This window comes from Parabacteroides sp. AF18-52, assembly GCF_003479145.1.
GTDB lineage: Bacteria > Bacteroidota > Bacteroidia > Bacteroidales > Tannerellaceae > Parabacteroides > Parabacteroides faecis.
The window spans coordinates 1-17814 of sequence record NZ_QUGR01000004.1 but is presented as its reverse complement, the minus strand read 5'-3'; the positions used below and the strand labels follow the sequence as shown (position 1 = coordinate 17814).

Below are 17814 nucleotides of genomic sequence, written 5' to 3'. Positions count from 1 at the left end.
ATGTTCGAACCAGACAAGATAAAAGGAATCATATTCGATTACGGCGGCACCATCGACAGCAATGGCATGCATTGGGCCGAAGTGATCTGGATGGCTTACCAGACAGAGGAAGTACCGGTCAGTAAAGAAACTTTCCGGAATGCTTATGTGCACGGCGAACGGACGTTAGGTAAAAATCCGATCGTAAAACCCCATCATACTTTCCTCGACATGCTGCGCCTGAAAACAGACATACAGATCGAATGGCTCAAAGCAGGTGATTTTATCCCGGAAGCATACGCAACATCCGGATTAAAACAACGGCTTGCCGACTGGTGCTATGCGTATGCACGTAAATCCATCGACACAGCCCGTCCCATACTCGAGGCTTTATCGCAGAAATACCCGCTGGTACTGGTATCCAATTTCTACGGAAACATCGAATCGGTCCTGAAGGACTTCCACCTGGACAGCTATTTCCAGTCGATTGTCGAATCGGCCGTAGTCGGTATCCGCAAACCCGATCCTGCCATATTCGGATTAGGAGTAAAAGAGTTATCGCTTCCTGCTGAAGAGATCGTCGTTATCGGCGATTCCTACGACAAAGATATTGTCCCGGCCACTACTATCGGATGCCAAACAATCTGGTTGAAAAGCATCGGCTGGAGCGATTACGAAGGAAATGAAACAGCTGATCTCGTTATTACGGATTTCCCTGAGCTGGAAAAGGCTTTCGCCCTGTAGACATTTTGACCATCAATGGTTCAATAAGAACCTTTCAGAAAATAAAAGCCGCCCTATCTTTGCATATAAAAAAGATAGGGCTTTATTATGTTGAAAAGATGTGTTTTTTTACTATTCGTTCTACTCACCTCATGCGATCTGATAGACTACCATCCGTACGACGGAAGAATATCGTACAAAGAAGATAAAGATATTAATGAAACGAATATCTTTAAGATACAGAACACCTGCCAAAATAAAGACACCATTCGTTTTGCCTTTACAGGCGACACACAACGCTGGTTGGACGAAACAAACGATTTCGTGAAGCATATCAATCAACAGGATTCCATCGATTTTGTCATTCATGGAGGAGACCTGACCGATTTCGGTATTAAGAAAGAATATATCTGGCAACATTCGATCCTGTCCAAACTAAAAATGCCTTATGTCGCCCTGATCGGTAATCATGATATTATTGGTAACGGGGAACTGGTATACGAAGACATGTACGGTCCCAAAAACTTTTCGTTCCGGGTCGGACCTTCACATAGTTATGGCGGAGGAGCCGCATTTCGTTTCATCTGCCTGAATACGAATGCCCTCGAATACGATTATTCTATCCCCGTACCTGATTTTTCCTTTATAAAGAGCGAACTGAACAGTACAACGGAAGATGATAAATGTACGATCTTTGTCATGCATGTCCCACCCGGAAGCGAGCAATTCAATAATAATGTGGCAGATATCTTCCAGGAAAAGATTCGGGAATTCCCCAACCCACTTTTTTGCCTGCATGCCCATGATCATAACTTTGCCGCCCGCGAGTTATTCAACGACGGGATTATTTATTATTGCTGCGACAATATCGGCAAACGTACCTATTTACTCTTTACTGTAACACCAGATAGCTACTCCTATGAAATCATTAAATTTTAAAACACCCTTACTACTCATATTCATACTTTTATCGTTTTACACAACAGCTCAGGACAGTATCCCGGCAATAACAGGGTATGAAAAACGCATAGAAAGATACACGTCATTATGGGATCATCTGATTCCCCGATACAGCAAAATACAATTTGCCGGATCGATGGGAATGTTTTCCTTCGGAGTCGGCTGGAACTATTACCGCCATCATTGGGAAACAGACCTTTTACTCGGCTTTGTCCCCAAAACCACCCGTAACCTGAAAGCAGAAAGTGCCAAAAAGCGTCATGCTATGGCTACATTTACATTAAAGCAAAATTATATTCCCTGGAGAGTTCCATTGCACAAAAACATCGATTTCGAACCGTTAACAACAGGACTATACATAAACACTCTGCTCAACAGGCAGTTTTGGGTCCATAGCCCGGACAAATATCCCGAAGGATATTACTTTTTTTCAACCCGGATACGAACCCATATCTTTTTGGGCGAACGTGTCACTTTCAAGTTCAATAATCCGGGACGCTGGCATAAATCCGTCACGTTATTTTACGAACTTAGCTCATGCGACCTGTACATATTGAACAAAATCGGGAACAAATATCTAAAGCCGAAAGATTTTTTAAGTTTATCGTTTGGGTTAAAATTTCAGATACTGTAAAAAGAAGTTTTTAATATATATAAAAAAGCGGCTTCTTATTGTAATGTTTAACACATAATTACACTCTCCGAAAAACCGCAAAACTGTAACAACACTCAGTATTCATTTTAATAGATAAACAGCTATATCACATAGATATAGAATACAAAATAGTGACTAGAAAAAACGATCGTTTTTTTTAGTCATTGCAAAGGTATACATTTTATTTATATCCACAACAAAGAAAAAGTAGTAAGATTCTAATAATCAAAAGATCCATAAAAATAATCCTAATTGTTAAAGCGAACAAAATAGTGACTAGAAAAAACGATCGTTTTGGCTAGTCACTATTTCGTCATCCTACCTCTGGGACTGACGAACTTTGTCGTATAAAAACAACTAGTATTAAATAATGGCTTACCTACTTATAGCTATATCCTTACTTATATCAATATTCCTATCAGCACTGATAATTCCGCGCGTTCTGGTAGTTGCATTCCGAAAAAAGTTATTTGACATACCAGATGAACGGAAAGTCCATAGTGGCATAATTCCCCGTTTAGGCGGCATCACTTTTGTCCCTACTATCCTCTTTGCCCTCTGTTTCACGACCGGTCTTCGTTATTTAATCGGTTATGAAATCCCTTCAGAGAGTCTTCATTTCATAATCCCTGAATTTTATTTCATGGCCTGTGGCCTGACGTTATTGTATTTATCAGGCATAAAAGACGATCTGGTAGGACTACGCTATAGAAGTAAATTCGTCATACAGATCATAGCAGCCAGCCTCATTCCCCTATCCGGCTTATGGATCAACAACTTATACGGCATCTTCGGCATTGACGAACTCGCCCCCTGGCTGGGAATCCCTCTTACGATCCTATTAACTGTATTCATCGTCAATGCGATTAACCTGATCGATGGTATCGACGGGTTAGCCTCAGGACTTAGCAGCATATCGTTGTTGACTTTGGGCAGTATATACGTTTATTACAATCAATGGATATATGCTACGCTTGCGTTTTCCACTCTTGGGGTACTGCTTCCTTTCTTTTATTACAACGTATTTGGAAATGTAGATCGCTGCAAAAAGATATTTATGGGTGATACCGGGAGTTTGACACTCGGCTACATATTAGCTTTTTTAGCAATCTCCTATACCAATAACAACCCGGAAAGAGCCCCTTATTCAGAAGGGGCTATCGTTATCGCTTTCTCGACCTTAATTGTTCCTATGTTTGATGTGATTCGGGTAATTCTTGTACGCGCGCGAACACGTAAGCACCTATTCCAACCAGATAGAAATCATATACATCACAAATTTCTAGATATGGGCTTTAGTCCCCGCAGAGCAATGATCTGTATACTAACGATGGCATTATCATTTAGTATTATTAATATTATATTGGCGTCTGTCATAGACAACAATCTGCTACTTATGGCAGATATAGTTGTTTGGATTGGATTGAATGTATGGTTTGATTGGATACGAGACAAAAAGTAAATTTTGATTCTTAAGTTCTAACAATTCAATATGACATCTAATATATCTGAAAGTAACAAGCGAATAACTAAGAATACAGCATTACTTTATATAAGAATGCTCTTGGTTATGGCTGTAACTCTCTATACATCGCGTATAGTATTAGAAGTTTTAGGAATTGAAGATTTTGGTATATATAATGTTATTGGTGGAATTGTTGCTCTATTTTCATTTCTCAACGCGTCTATGAGTGGAGCTACTGCCCGTTTTTTAATGTATGAAATGGGAACAGAAGATAAGGAGAAACTAAAAGTAACTTTCAGTTCAGCTCTATTAATCCATATTTCCATTGCATTATTAATCATTCTAATAGCAGAAACTATTGGACTTTGGTTCTTAAAGACACAACTTGTTATTCCGGAAAACAGGATGGATGCAGCTATATGGGTATATCAATTTTCTATATTTTCCACAGCAGTAGCAGTCACACAAGTACCCTATAATGCTTGCATCATAGCACATGAAAAAATGAATGTTTATGCTTATGTAGAAATCATAAATGTCATTTTGAAGTTACTAATAGTTTATTTATTGGTTATTAGTGGCTTCGATAAACTCATTTTATATGCCTTATTAGTCTTTGCTGTTTCAACCATTATCGCATTTATTTATCGTATTTATTGCGTTCGTCATTTTGAAGAAAGTAAATTCCGTTATCATTGGAATTTTGAGATTATCAAACCTATGCTTTCTTTTTCAGGATGGGATTTATACGGTAATATGTCAACAGTAGCTCGTACGCAAGGAGTCAATATGTTACTTAATATATTTTTTGGACCGGCACTGAATGCTGCAAGCGGCATAGCCAGCCAAGTTCAGAACGCAGTAATGGGATTTGCCGGAAACATTGTTACAGCAGTTAAGCCTCAGATAATAAAAAGTTATGCTGCCGGAGAATTTGAGCGTATGGAAAGTCTTGTGATAAATGCTTCTAAATTGACTTTTCTTTTACTTTTACTATTATCCTTACCTTTAATAATAGAAATGCACTTCGTTTTGTCTTTATGGTTGAAGGAAGTACCAGACTATACAGTCTTATTCTGTATATGTACACTACTGTTTAACTTCTTTGCTACGATGTCTATTGTTGTTGTAACGGCAGCACATGCTATAGGAAGAATAAAGCGCCCAAGTTTGATTAATGGGACTCTGTATCTTTCAGTAATTCCTATTTCCTATTTAGCTTTCAAATTAGGATTTTCCCCCGTGACATCCTATATTTTTAATATATTAGCTGTAATTGCAGGTATGTTTTCTAATGTATGGACAATACATAAATATATACCTACTTTTTCTTTTAAAAAATATTTCTTTTCTGTTTTTGCCCGCTGTATAGTCGTATTTTTAATGTCATATGGTTTAGTATGGTGGGGTAAGGAGCTTTTCCATGAAGAAGGTCTCATTCGTTTCATAGTAGTGCTTACTGTTTCTACGATTTCCATTTCCTTACTTGGCTTTTATATTGTTTTAAATAGACCAATGAGAACGATGATTCTTCAATATATAAAGAATAAACTATGCAAAAAGATTTAGTCAGCATCATAACTCCATGTTATAATGCAGGAGATATCATTCATCGTTTGCTAGACTCCATACTTAATCAAGACTTTCCTTTGATAGAAATGCTTGTTGTAGATGATGGATCTACAGATAATTCGAAAGAAGTAATACTCTCTTATATTCCTTTTTTTGAAAAAAAAGGATACAGCCTTGAATACTATTATCAAAGTAATCAAGGCCAATCTGTTGCAATAAATAATGCTTTGAAATGGGTAAAAGGCAAATTTCTTACATGGCCTGATAGTGATGATTTTTATAACAGACCGGATGCTATATCTTCTTTTGTAAATAAATTAAATGAGCTAGATATCGAGTTTGGTGCGGTTAGATGCTTTCCTACTTATATAGATGATAAAAAGATGACAGGAAGTATCCATTCTAAAGGCATCGACCTAAATTACAATCAATTTTACAAATGTCTTTTCAGTCAAAATTTCATCTGGCCACCAGGGAACTATATGATTAGAACATCGGCTCTTGACAAAGTTAATCCTGCCCGTGAAATTTATGTAGAGAAAGATGCAGGTCAAAACTGGCAGATGTACTTACCGTTATTTTACTCTTTCAAATGTTATACGTTAGAAGATTCTTATTTCAATGTATTAGAACGTTCAAATTCTCATTCGCGTGGGTTATACAAAAGTTATAACCAAGAAATTCAAAAAATCTCTTCTTACGAAAATACAATTCTGAATACCTTGGACAGAATCAAAGAAATGTGTGATCAGGAAAGAGAAGAACTGAAAGAAAATATACGCAAAAAGTATTTGCGTGAGAGACTGAAAATCAGCTTTAAGCATTGTAAAAAAGAGGAGGCTGGATTTATTGGCAGGGAATTATCTGTCCGAGGCGTACATTTAACAACCAAAGAACGCTTATTGAACGTATTAATAAAGGTTCCTTTATTCTATAGCATTTTGAGAAAAATAACATTGACGCTAAAACGAGTATATAAATGATTATTCTGAATGACAAAAAGGATTGCTGTGGTTGCCATGCTTGTGTACAGCGTTGTCCTAAACAATGCATTTTGATGCGAGAGGATGAGGAAGGTTTTCTTTATCCTTATATTGATACTTCGCTTTGTATAAACTGTGGTTTATGTGAACAAGTTTGTCCGGTTATCAATCAGAGTGATCCGAGATTACCTCTGAAAGTATATGCAGCAAAAAACCCAAACGAAATAATCCGTCAGGCAAGTTCCTCTGGAGGTCTTTTTACAATGCTTGCAGAGCAGATATTGCAACGGAACGGTGTTGTTTTCGGTGCTCGTTTCAATGAGAAATGGGAAGTGATACACGATTATACAGAAACATTGGAGGGATTGGCTGCATTCCGGGGAAGTAAATATGTTCAAAGTCGTATCGGAGACAACTATCGTCTAGTAAAGGCTTTTTTGGAACAAGACCGTGAAGTTCTGTTTTCCGGTACACCTTGTCAGGTAGCTGGGTTAAAATGTTTTTTGAGAAAAGAATATAATAATTTGTTGACGGTAGACATAATTTGCCATGGCGTCCCCAGTCCTGGAGTATGGCGGATGTATTTGAAAGAAACAATCACACGTGAATGCAAAGAGAAAGCTATTATAGAAAATATATCTTTTAGGGATAAACATTTAGGATGGAAAAAATTCAGTTTTGCTATCTCCCTTTTCATACCCGATATAGCTAGAGTAAAAAAACAAATTTTGCTTTCAGATATATTCTCTAATAATATATTCATGAAAGGTTTTTTAGCAGATCTATATCTACGTCCTAGTTGTTACTCTTGCCCTAGTAAGTGCGGAAAGAGTGGAAGTGATATTACATTAGGTGATTTTTGGGGAATAGAAAATGTATTACCAGACTATGATGACGAACAAGGAATTAGTGCTGTATTGGCCTACAATTCCATTTCGTGTAAAATGATACAGAAGCCTTTCATTGAGAATTACCGAGAATTGACTTATCAGGATGTTTTCGTTGGAAATTCACCCTTAGAACACTCTCCTTATCAACATCCTAATAGGGCTTATTTTTTCTCTTTATTGAAGAAACACTCTCCAAGTAAATCAACAAGAATAGCATTAAAAAAAGGGAGATGGAACAGGCTGATACGCAGGATAATGAAAAGGATAATAAACAGAATACGAAAATAATGAAAAAGAAAAAAATTATTATTTTACTCCCTTGTTTAGCATGGTCACCAGTGGGTGGATTTAAAGTAGTTTATGAATATGCTAACAGACTTGTAGCTGTTGGTCATGAAGTGACTATTGTCTATCCTTTAATTTGTCATTATACACAGGTTACATTTTTAAAAAAACTGAAGTCATTGTTGACTAATATAATTTTATTTATTTTTCGTGGATGTCACTTCTACTCATGGTTTCCGCTCGATGAACGTATAACAAACAAGGTTGTGTGGTCTCTTTATAAAAAGAATCTACTTTTGGGAGATTTATATATAGCAACAGCGGTTAGCACAGCCTACTATCTTCATGCTTATAAACCGTTAAATAGAGATATAAAAAAATTCTATTTTATTCAAGATCATGAAATTTTTACTATGCCGGAAACTAAAGTAAATGAGGCATATAATTTCCCGGATTTGCAAAAAATTGTTATAGCAGACTGGCTTCGGGATAAAGTGGAGCAAATGGGAAGTACTGCTACCGTTATTCCAAATGGTTTTAACTTCTCACAATTCTTCAAGTTTAAAGATTTTTCGAAAAGGAATAAATATTTAGTTACTATGATGTACCATCATATGGAACGAAAAGGGTGTAAAGACGCAATAGAGGCATTACATGAAGTGAAACAAATCATCCCCGAACTACAAGTATACATGTTTGGTGTTTCTGAAGCTCCAGCCCACTTACCTGAATGGTTTACTTACTTCCGCCATCCTGATAAAGAGACGCATAATCGTATTTATAACGAATCATCCATCTTTATCGCAGCTAGCCATGAAGAAGGTTGGGGACTTACGGTAGGTGAAGCGATGATGTGTGGAACTGCTGTCGCTTGTACGGATAATGGGGGATTCAAAATGATGTGTACAGATGGCAAAAATGCATTGCTTTCTCCTATAAAGAATCCTCATGCATTGGCAATTAATATTATTAAATTAATTAATAATGATGACTTACGTTTGCGGATAGCTCAGGCTGGATATGAGTCTATTCAAAGTTTCACATGGGATAATTCATTTTTCCGTTTTTATTCTATGATGAAATTAGATAAACCTTAAAAGACAATTCGATAATAATGACTGTTAAAGAAAATGTACATAAATGTGGAACCGATTAAATGGATAAGATGAACCGAGTTGGAATACTAACATTGCCTATTGGAATGAATGTTGGAGGAACATTGCAAGCATTCGCTTTAAACAAGACCTTACGTGATATGGGATATAAAGTAGAAACTATTAATAATAAATTGAATAGTGCTGAAATAGGAAGGGTGATGCGTACTTATAGGAAATTTACAACATTATTTCAATCTCTTTTTATAAAGAAGTATATTACCCTAGGACAACAAACTATATGTACACACCATGATTTTCTAAAGATTAAAGATCATTACGATGCATTCATCGTAGGTAGTGATCAAGTATGGAGGAAAGGATGTACCGATGGGTGCCTTTATGACTATTTTTTGGAATTTGTAGGTAATGACTCTAAAAAAATTGCTTATGCCGCATCTTTTGGCATTTCAGACTGGGAATATAGTGAAGAAGAACGTAAGAAAATATATGAACTACTGGATTCTTTTATTGCTGTATCTGTACGGGAGGCCTCGGGTGTGAAACTTTGTGATAAATATTTGAAGAAAAAAGCTATTCATGTTCTAGATCCTACTTTACTCCAACCGAGGGAGGTGTATGAAAATTTGTGCAAAAAGGTTTCTCAGAAAAATTTTTTATTCGCATACATTCTTGATGAGAATAAAGATAAAGAAAAGATTATAGAATCTTATTCAAGAACAAATGGTTTAAATGTTTTTGCATATAGAGAACGAAAAAGAATTAAAAATTTATTTTTACTAAGAGATTTAAATTTGCTACACTACATGTATCCTTCAATCAGAGCATGGTTAACAAAATTTGTTGAAGCGAACTTTGTGGTAACAGATAGTTTCCACGGCATCGTATTCTCTATTATTTTCAATAAACAGTTTATTGCAATAGCAAATCCAGGGAGGGGAATAACACGCATGGAGTCGTTATTGAATACTTTCAATTTGACTGATAGACTAGTTTACTGTTATAATGATTATTCTAATCGCATCTGGAATAGGATTGACTTTACACTGGTAAATGAGATTTTGCAAAATGAACGAGAAAAATCTCTTTATTTTTTAGATAAAGCTTTAAAATAAAACTACAAATGAATAATTTAACCTTATTATGGGGAACTTTAATTCCAATGGAAGTTGGAAAGGATGTAGTTTTACTCCCTTACTATTTGGGAAAGATTCTCAATTTTCAAACAAATATAGTTTGTGAATTTACAGACGGAGTGGAGACTTTTCTGATACAAGAAAATGATGTAAATAATGAAATAAATTTTATTAATAGAAATATGGGAAATAGTCGATGGTCCATATTTTGTTCACATATATATTACTTATTAACTAATGCAAAAAAAATTGATTTATTAATGTGTTTCCATTGGACATTAAGTTCTGCAATGAAAATCATATTATATAAATCCCTGAATCACAAAGGAAAAGTATATTTAAAATTAGATTCAAATTTAGGAAAAGAATTTTCAATAGGACGAAAACCTATAATTTCATTCATACGTAAATGTATATACACTCAGATCGTAAAACTATCAAATGTAATTTCTTGTGAGACTTCCCAAACTTATAAGAATTTGTGTTTAAATAGTCTGTTAGGAGATAATTTAGCGAAAAAATTAATTTTAGTCCCAAATGGTTTTGATGAAAACAAGTTAAATTCATACAACATTACCGAACGATTATTTTCGTCAAAAGAAAATTTAATCATTACAGTAGGACGTTTAGGGAGTCTTCCTAAAAACACGAACATGATTTTGAAAGCTTTGGAAAAAGTCGACTTAAAATCCTGGAAATTTTGCTTAATAGGTCCTATAGAAAAAGAATTCCAACAAGAAATAGATTTATTTTATAAAAAAAATCCGACTAAAAAACACGATGTCATATTTATAGGAAATATTATCGAAAAAAAAGACTTATGGGAATGGTATAATCGTGCAAAAGTTTTTGTTTTTACTTCGCGTTGGGAAAGTTACGGGTTAGTTCTAAATGAAGCCAAAAGATTCAGAAATTACCTATTGTCAACGGATGTTGGAGCTTTTAAAGATTTATATGAAAATGGCAAATATGGTAGAATAGTGAATCAGGATGATGCCGAAGACTTAACTAATATATTACAAGAAATAGTGAATGGTGATATCGATATAAATGTTTATGGAGATGAATTTTCACCAACAAGCCTTTCTTATATACAGCAAGTAAAAAAGATTTTACCATTCTTAAATTAATAGAAGTCAATATAATTTCATTGATCAATGAATATAATAATAATTATAATATTCTTCATTTTGTTCTTATCTTGGTCTTTTATTAAGAATAATCACAATAAAACAACTATTTTCTTATTTATTATTGCTATATCTTTTTTAACATCAATTAGAAATGATAGCGTTCCCGATACAAAAAATTACAGGGAATATTATAATGCACTAGAAGGGATTGAAAGTTTTATATTTTACACATTTGAATTGGGTTTTCAATGCTATAGTTACATTTTAAAAATCATTTTAAAAGGAAATGACAAATTGTATTTTTTTTGCATTACATTTATGAATTCTATTTTAATATTTGATGCTTTAAAAAGAATTCAACAATTAATAAAAAGCAACACAAACTCTGCAATTAATCCTTTATTATATGGTTTAGTGTTTCTATTTTCCTACTATGGTTTATTTTACAATGCGATAACGATACGGGCAGGTATAGCAATGGCATTATATATACAAGCATTCTCCTTTTTGTGCAAAGATGATTTAGCGACAAGTGATAAGATAAAGATATTCATAATTTGTTTCCTAGCTTATTTCTTTCATAAATCATCTGTTATTTTCTGGATGATATTATTTTTGGCTCATTTTATGCCTCGTTTATCGAAGAGAACATACCTGTTGATTATTTTATTCTCTTGTTTGATTTTCTTTTCTAGAGTAAACATTTTGGTATTGAATGTATTTAACTCCTTTTTTGAAAAGATCATAAACATACTATCTAACAGCAACTTAGATACCATTAGTCTTTATCGAGAGACAATAACTGAAGAGGAGACAAAACTTTCATTCAAGTTTATGTTTCAACTGTTTTCTGGTTTTCTGTTCCTATCTGTCCGATTTATATCTATGCCCAAGATGTATTTCTATTTTTTAAATATTTATTACATAGGATTGGTATTAGGCGCCTTTCTTGCCCCCATAACAATGATGTACAGAGTTCTGGATTATTTTTTGATTCTGACCTTCATTTTGTATATGTTTTGGGTACAATCAACCAAACTTCCATTCCGGTTGGTTTTCATTATTAGTTCTGGCGCTATACTTTATCAATTGATTTTATTCTATAGGGTTATTATACCTTAATCGGTTATTTTATTTTGCGCGTATGTTTGAAAAATTGGTTTCTGTTATAATTGTGACATATAATTCTAGTAACGATATTTACGACTGTCTGGATTCTTTATTCAAAAACAATGATATAGGAAATTCTCTCGAAGTTATTATTGTAGATAATAACAGTGAGGATCGTGAAGAGATGCTAGAAATGGTAAAATTGTTTTCAAATAAAAATATTCACATTCTGTTTAATGATCGGAACGGAGGATATGGTCAGGGAAATAACATTGGGGTTGAAGCAGCAACTTCACCCGTCATCTTGATAATGAATCCAGATGTAAGATTATTTTGTCCAATATTTAAAAATGCTCTGACATATTTTTCTGATAAAAATATGGGAATATTAGGAATGCAGCAATGTGAACAGAAGGAAGTTCTCCGTCAATCATTTTTACCTTTACAACCTTCTGTTAGAGGATTAATATTGTATAAAATATATACATGGATTCATAAGTATTCTCCTCGTTATTTTTGCATCCATGGTGCTTGTTTTTTTATTAGAAAAAAAGCATTGGAAGAAATCGGAAAATTTGATGAAAATATATTTTTATACAATGAAGAAATGGATATACATTATCGCTTATTACATCAAGGAAAATACAATATAAAATATGAAAATAAACTCTTTTATATTCATCCTATGCACAGTAGATCTGAGACTTTAAAAGAATTACAACAACGCTTTATTACCTACATGTATGTATGCGAAAAGATGTCTTTAAATCGGCATAAAGCTTTATGCAAATATATTAATTTGTATCGACTTCATTTTTTGCGTTCATTCCTAAAACGAAATAATACTAATAAAAATATCTATTTTACATTTTATATGTATTTGTTACAACAGAAAAAGTTATTGAAATATTAATTCAACAAACGTTTTGGTTATTTTCCTAATTATAATTATGAAAAAAATTTCAGTTATTATACCTTCCTTTTCTCCGTCATTTTATATTCAGGATTGTTTAAATTCAATTTCTAATCAAACTTTTGGATATGATGAATTTGAAGTCCTAATTGTTTTAAATGGTCCTAAAGAACCTTATTGGGAATATTTGAATAATCTTTTAGGAACATATACCTTTTGTTACAGGCTCCTGTATTCGGATATTCCGAGTGTATCAAATGCTAGAAATATGGGATTGAAATATGCTAGTGGAGAATATATAGCTTTTGTCGATGATGATGATTACGTTTCGAACAGCTATTTGTCCGATTTGTATAAACTAGCTTTTAAAAATGCCATAGTAGTTTGTAATGTACATTCTTTTAATAATATAAAAGAGCAAAGTTTTTTTTTAAATGAATGGTTGAAAAATCACAATTTTCAGGACACTTCTGATTTTTGCAGGTATAGATCGATATTATCTGTTCCATGGGCAAAGTTGATTCCACGTACGGCTATAGGAAATCATTCTTTTGATATGAGATTTACAAATGGTGAAGACGCCTTATTTATCACTTCAATTACAAATTCAATTAAGAAGTTACGATTTACTAATACTTATTATTATGTTCGTATTAGGCATGGATCAGCTTCTCGTAAGAAAGTAAATATCTCAAGTTTGTGTAAAGATACTATTCTGTTGATTTTAGAGTATATACATATCTATTTTAACGACTGGAGAAATTACAATTTTTCCTTGTTTGTTTATAGAATACCTGGAGTTATTAAAAATTTTTTCATTCTTTTAAATAATGGTAGATTTTAGTCATGAGAATAAATACTCATACTGATACAGTAGAATAATAAATCTGTCTTATATAAAATAAAGTATGATACAAAATAACAATCGAATGCTTAAGATATCCTTAATTACTGTAACCTATAACAGTGAACGTACACTTCGTGATACTTTCGAATCCGTATTAGCTCAATCTTATTCTAAATTGGAGTATATAGTAATTGATGGTAATTCTACTGATAATACTCTAGATATAATAAAAGAATATGAACCGCTATTTAGAGGAAATATGAAATGGATATCTGAAAAAGATGAAGGTATTTATCATGCAATGAATAAAGGTATAAAATTAGCAAGTGGTTATATTGTAGGTATTTTGAATTCTGATGATATATTTTTTGATAAAACAGTTCTCACCAATATTGCTAATGCATTCCGTGATAAAAACATAGATGCAGTCTATGCTAATCTAGAATTTGTAAAAGCAAATGATCTCAACACTGTTATAAGAACGTGGAAAGGTTGTCAATATCCTTTATGTGGATTTAAATATGGTTGGCATCCTGCTCATCCTACTTTTTTCGTTAAAAAAATTATTTATGATAAATATGGAGACTTTGATACTTCATTCAATATTTCAGCTGATTTTGAATTAATGCTTAGATTTATTCAGAAATATCAAATCTCTACTTATTATTTAGATAAAACTATAGTAAAAATGAGAATGGGAGGAGAAAGTACTTCCTCTTTATCCAAAATCATAGAAGGAAATAAAAATGTTCTTCGAGCATTTAAGAAGAATAAAATTCCTGTTTCTATTTTTTATCCAATATACAGGTTAGCTCCCAAAGTATATAATATAATCAAAGGTAAGCTAAAATTAATATGAAAATAACAATCATTGGTGCTTCAGGTTTCGTAGGTACTCGTCTTATAGAAGTACTGAAAGAGGATTTTTCTCTAAATATTACTAATATTGACAAACAACAAAGTCATTTCCATCCAGAAATAACAACAATAGCAAATGTATTAGATAAAGATAAACTAACAGAACTATTGGTTGGAACAAATTTAGTTGTCTTACTTGCAGCTGAACACCGTGATGATGTCTCCCCTACTTCACTTTACTACGACGTTAATGTCGGAGGTATGCGGAACACATTGGAAGCAATGGAGGCTAATGGTGTCAAACGTATTGTCTTTACCAGCTCAGTTGCTGTCTACGGTTTGAATAAAAAGAATCCAAACGAAGAACATCCGGCTGATCCATTCAACCATTATGGTAAGAGCAAATGGCAGGCAGAAGAAGTTCTTCAGGAATGGTATAAAACACATCCGGACTGGAATATAAATATTCTTCGTCCAACGGTTATATTTGGTGAACGTAACAGAGGGAATGTCTATAACCTGTTGCGACAAATCTCCGGAGGAAAGTTTCTTATGGTTGGAAAAGGAAATAATAAAAAGTCAATGGCCTATGTGGGAAACATTGTTGCTTTTATTAAATTTCTAATTGAAAATAAGACAGAGGGGTATAATGTATATAATTACATTGATAAGCCGGATTTCACGATGAATGAATTGGTCGATCATGTAAGTAAAGTTTTAAAGAAGCATATTCCGGCAACTCATTTCCCACTTTGGTTGGGAATGATGGGAGGGTATTGTTTTGATGTACTGGCTCTCTTAACCCGGAAAAAATTAACTGTAAGTTCTGTACGTGTAAAAAAATTTTGTGCCACAACACAATTTGATGCAAGTAAAGTGCAGCAATCCGGATTTAAAGCTCCTTATACTTTAGGGGAAGGACTTGCCCGGACATTAGAGTTTGAATTTATTCATGACGCTTCAGAAGGGATTACTTTCAAGAGTGAATAGATAAAAATATCTGGAGTTTATAATAAAATGCCTACCGCCATACAATATGACAATAGGCATTCATCTTCAAATATCCTTCTGTTTCTCCCATCCCGGCTCCGGATAATACTGATCGAGGATGATATAGAATAGATGATATCTGCAGATCACATGACGGATCCATCGTTCGCTGACCAAGAGCTTCTCACTGATAGCGGTAATATCACGGTCGGTGATGCCGGAGATATCCATTTCACGGCAATGTTGGTCGTAAGCCTTCAACAGGCAATGATAAATGGCATATCCGGTCGCTTTGTTGCAACAGATCATGCGTTGGTAATTTTCTTTGTAACTCATGTAGTAAATAATTTGTACAGACCGCCGATCAGTCCCGCAGCCATCAGGCTGTAACCGGCAATATCTATAGGTTCGACATGTTGTTTGGTTCCCAAGTCGCCCTGGTTGAGAGCGAGAGTATCGCTCCGATAGCTGTCAGCGTCACTTCCGTCTGTTCCGTCAGGAGAGACAACAAGGTGATCACCATCAGGAAGAGGACGAGGATAGGGACAAGGGCAGTTACCGGCTGCTGGCTTTTGTTTGCGGGGAAAGATGATCCGGGCAAGACTGGCGAGGAAGTTGAGAATGGTTTCAAGGTACTTCATGTTAATTGAAAATTATAAATTGAAGATTGAAAATTAAACAGCCATCCTTTCGATCGATCGGCAGATCGACACCAACATTCTTTGATAAGCGGCACGGTTGTCTCCGTTCACTTCGCTGATGTATTTGCTGTAAGCAATCTCTTTGGCATAGGCCGAAGGATGGGCACTGAGTGAGGCAGCCACCGGATAAGCGGTGTGGATCAGACGGGCGAAGTCCATGAAACTGTCTTCCATCGATTCGTAAGAGCGGAACCATAGAGAGGCATGACCGCTGTTTTCTGAAAGATCGGTCTTTGTTCCTTTCCAGAAGGCGTTGGGACGTCCGTAGGCAGTGATACCGAAGAAATTATTATACTCCTTTGCCAGGGTGCTTTCCCCCCACCCTGTTTCGATGGCGGATTGGGCAAGGATAACGACCGGATTGATTCCGAAACATTCCCCCGCCTTTTGGGCGGGAGAGTGATATAGTTTGATAAATTCCTGTTTTAACATGACGGATGATTGATACGTTACTATTCGATTTCCGGACGGTCCGAACCACCTCCTGTAGGCGGAGTGACGGTTTCGGTATCCATCTTTTCATATTTGGCATTTTTGCGGATCTCGTTGAGCATGGTACCCGGTGAGAAGACGATACGAGCCTTATTGAAGAGGGAGACATTGAAGTCCTTTTCGTTTTCAGTTCCTTTGCTGCCTGCAACCATACGGAAGTTACCCAGGCGGCCCATCTGGATTACATCGCCTTCTTCCAGGCGTTCTTCCATGACGGAAAGAAGACCTTCGATGACGAGCATCACATCACCAATAAAAGCGGTGCTTCGAACGGCAATCAGATCACAGAGCTTGTTGAAATCGAGTTTCTTCAATGAACGGACCTGTGCATAAAATAATTTAGAACCGGCGGCAGCGTCTTTGCGCATGTCGGGGCGTTTTACTAAGTGGAAACTTAAAGCCATAATTTATTAATTGAAAGTTGATAATTGAAAATTACTGGTTGGTTATCGATAACATGACAAAGATATGAACCCAGAAAAACGGCTGTGACATGAAATGGCATTACCGGTTATAAAGAGTTTAATAAGGGAGAATAAATATACAAATAGCACGTTTAAACCTTGATTTTCATTTCTTTATATGGTATTTATTTCTTATCTTAGAGGTAATTAATACACATGGAAATGGAAGACGAAAAATTTAAAATCCGCAGTTACGGATGGACGGAACTGGCACTTTGTTATAATCCGAATCTGCATCCGAACTCTGCATCACGTTTGTTACATCGTTGGATAGTAAGAAACGAGAAACTGGTTAAAACATTAAGAGCAGCCGGGTTCTGCGAACGACAACGGAAACTGACACCGAAACAGGTTGGGGTGATTGTCGATTTTTTAGGGGAACCGTGATTTAATTGAAAATGGAGAATTGAAGATTGAAAATTTGAAAGTCCCTTATTTTGGATGCGAAAGATATATGTTTTGAAGATGAAATAAGGGACTTTTGAAGGTGAAAGATATATGCTTCAAGGAAAAGGAGATCGGTTTAGTTAGCATAGAATGTTG

The 17814-nt window shown here is 34.9% G+C and carries 20 protein-coding genes; 16 read left to right on the top strand and 4 right to left on the bottom strand.

Annotation, left to right across the window (positions count from 1 at the left end; genetic code table 11):
* The 15 genes from DWX23_RS08735 (at nt 1) to DWX23_RS08665 (ending at nt 15614) form a co-directional block, all read left to right on the top strand.
* Entirely contained in the window at nt 1-723 is a 723-nt protein-coding gene (locus DWX23_RS08735; RefSeq protein WP_122374406.1) for an HAD family hydrolase, read from the top strand.
* A gap of 87 nt (nt 724-810) precedes the next feature.
* Entirely contained in the window at nt 811-1641 is an 831-nt protein-coding gene (locus DWX23_RS08730; RefSeq protein ID WP_122374204.1) for a metallophosphoesterase, read from the top strand.
* Nucleotides 1622-2296, top strand: a complete 675-nt coding sequence (locus DWX23_RS08725) for a hypothetical protein (RefSeq protein ID WP_199673256.1) — start codon at nt 1622-1624, stop codon at nt 2294-2296. The genes DWX23_RS08730 and DWX23_RS08725 overlap by 20 nt, the downstream gene beginning before the upstream one ends.
* Nucleotides 2297-2687: 391 nt before the next feature.
* Nucleotides 2688-3779, top strand: coding sequence for an MraY family glycosyltransferase (locus DWX23_RS08720; RefSeq protein WP_122374202.1), 1092 nt, complete (start codon nt 2688-2690; stop codon nt 3777-3779).
* A 30-nt stretch (nt 3780-3809) separates the two neighbouring features.
* Nucleotides 3810-5351 carry a polysaccharide biosynthesis protein gene (locus tag DWX23_RS08715; RefSeq protein ID WP_122374201.1) on the top strand — a complete coding sequence of 514 codons (1542 nt, stop codon included), beginning with the start codon at nt 3810-3812 and terminating at the stop codon, nt 5349-5351.
* Nucleotides 5336-6337, top strand: coding sequence for a glycosyltransferase family 2 protein (locus DWX23_RS08710; RefSeq protein ID WP_122374200.1), 1002 nt, complete (start codon nt 5336-5338; stop codon nt 6335-6337). Before DWX23_RS08715 ends, DWX23_RS08710 begins: the two co-directional genes overlap by 16 nt.
* Nucleotides 6334-7515 (top strand): Coenzyme F420 hydrogenase/dehydrogenase, beta subunit C-terminal domain, encoded by a 1182-nt coding sequence (locus DWX23_RS08705; protein ID WP_122374199.1) that lies wholly within the window; start codon nt 6334-6336, stop codon nt 7513-7515. The genes DWX23_RS08710 and DWX23_RS08705 overlap by 4 nt, the downstream gene beginning before the upstream one ends.
* Nucleotides 7458-8609, top strand: coding sequence for a glycosyltransferase family 4 protein (locus DWX23_RS08700; RefSeq protein ID WP_122374198.1), 1152 nt, complete (start codon nt 7458-7460; stop codon nt 8607-8609). Before DWX23_RS08705 ends, DWX23_RS08700 begins: the two co-directional genes overlap by 58 nt.
* Before the next feature lie 59 nt (nt 8610-8668).
* Nucleotides 8669-9742: a polysaccharide pyruvyl transferase family protein gene (locus tag DWX23_RS08695; RefSeq protein WP_122374197.1), complete on the top strand. Its 1074-nt coding sequence runs from the start codon at nt 8669-8671 to the stop codon at nt 9740-9742.
* A gap of 8 nt (nt 9743-9750) precedes the next feature.
* Entirely contained in the window at nt 9751-10893 is a 1143-nt protein-coding gene (locus DWX23_RS08690; RefSeq protein WP_122374196.1) for a glycosyltransferase family 4 protein, read from the top strand.
* Nucleotides 10894-10920: 27 nt separating this feature from the next.
* Nucleotides 10921-12018: an EpsG family protein gene (locus DWX23_RS25300; RefSeq protein ID WP_122374195.1), complete on the top strand. Its 1098-nt coding sequence runs from the start codon at nt 10921-10923 to the stop codon at nt 12016-12018.
* Between the two features lie 22 nt (nt 12019-12040).
* Nucleotides 12041-12919 carry a glycosyltransferase family 2 protein gene (locus DWX23_RS08680; RefSeq protein ID WP_122374194.1) on the top strand — a complete coding sequence of 293 codons (879 nt, stop codon included), beginning with the start codon at nt 12041-12043 and terminating at the stop codon, nt 12917-12919.
* A gap of 37 nt (nt 12920-12956) precedes the next feature.
* The gene (locus DWX23_RS08675) at nt 12957-13763 is read left to right on the top strand and encodes a glycosyltransferase family A protein (protein WP_147382528.1); all 807 of its coding nucleotides are present in this window, start codon (nt 12957-12959) and stop codon (nt 13761-13763) included.
* A gap of 85 nt (nt 13764-13848) precedes the next feature.
* Nucleotides 13849-14625, top strand: a complete 777-nt coding sequence (locus DWX23_RS08670) for a glycosyltransferase family 2 protein (RefSeq protein WP_122374405.1) — start codon at nt 13849-13851, stop codon at nt 14623-14625.
* Nucleotides 14622-15614, top strand: coding sequence for an NAD-dependent epimerase/dehydratase family protein (locus DWX23_RS08665; protein ID WP_122374192.1), 993 nt, complete (start codon nt 14622-14624; stop codon nt 15612-15614). The genes DWX23_RS08670 and DWX23_RS08665 overlap by 4 nt, the downstream gene beginning before the upstream one ends.
* Before the next feature lie 66 nt (nt 15615-15680).
* Here DWX23_RS08665 and DWX23_RS08660 read toward each other — a convergent pair whose 3' ends face one another.
* From DWX23_RS08660 to DWX23_RS08645, 4 genes are read right to left on the bottom strand one after another with little or no spacing between them, the layout of a single operon-like run.
* Nucleotides 15681-15950, bottom strand: a complete 270-nt coding sequence (locus DWX23_RS08660) for a hypothetical protein (RefSeq protein ID WP_122374191.1) — start codon at nt 15948-15950, stop codon at nt 15681-15683.
* Entirely contained in the window at nt 15947-16255 is a 309-nt protein-coding gene (locus DWX23_RS08655; protein ID WP_122374190.1) for a hypothetical protein, read from the bottom strand. The genes DWX23_RS08660 and DWX23_RS08655 overlap by 4 nt, the downstream gene beginning before the upstream one ends.
* Nucleotides 16256-16288: 33 nt before the next feature.
* The gene (locus DWX23_RS08650; protein WP_122374189.1) at nt 16289-16747 is read right to left on the bottom strand and encodes a glucosaminidase domain-containing protein; all 459 of its coding nucleotides are present in this window, start codon (nt 16745-16747) and stop codon (nt 16289-16291) included.
* A 20-nt stretch (nt 16748-16767) separates the two neighbouring features.
* Nucleotides 16768-17211 carry an HU family DNA-binding protein gene (locus tag DWX23_RS08645; RefSeq protein WP_122357375.1) on the bottom strand — a complete coding sequence of 148 codons (444 nt, stop codon included), beginning with the start codon at nt 17209-17211 and terminating at the stop codon, nt 16768-16770.
* Nucleotides 17212-17433: 222 nt separating this feature from the next.
* Between DWX23_RS08645 and DWX23_RS08635 the strand changes: the two genes are divergently transcribed.
* Entirely contained in the window at nt 17434-17658 is a 225-nt protein-coding gene (locus tag DWX23_RS08635) for a DUF4248 domain-containing protein (RefSeq protein ID WP_122374404.1), read from the top strand.
* The last annotated feature ends 156 nt before the right edge of the window (nt 17659-17814 follow it).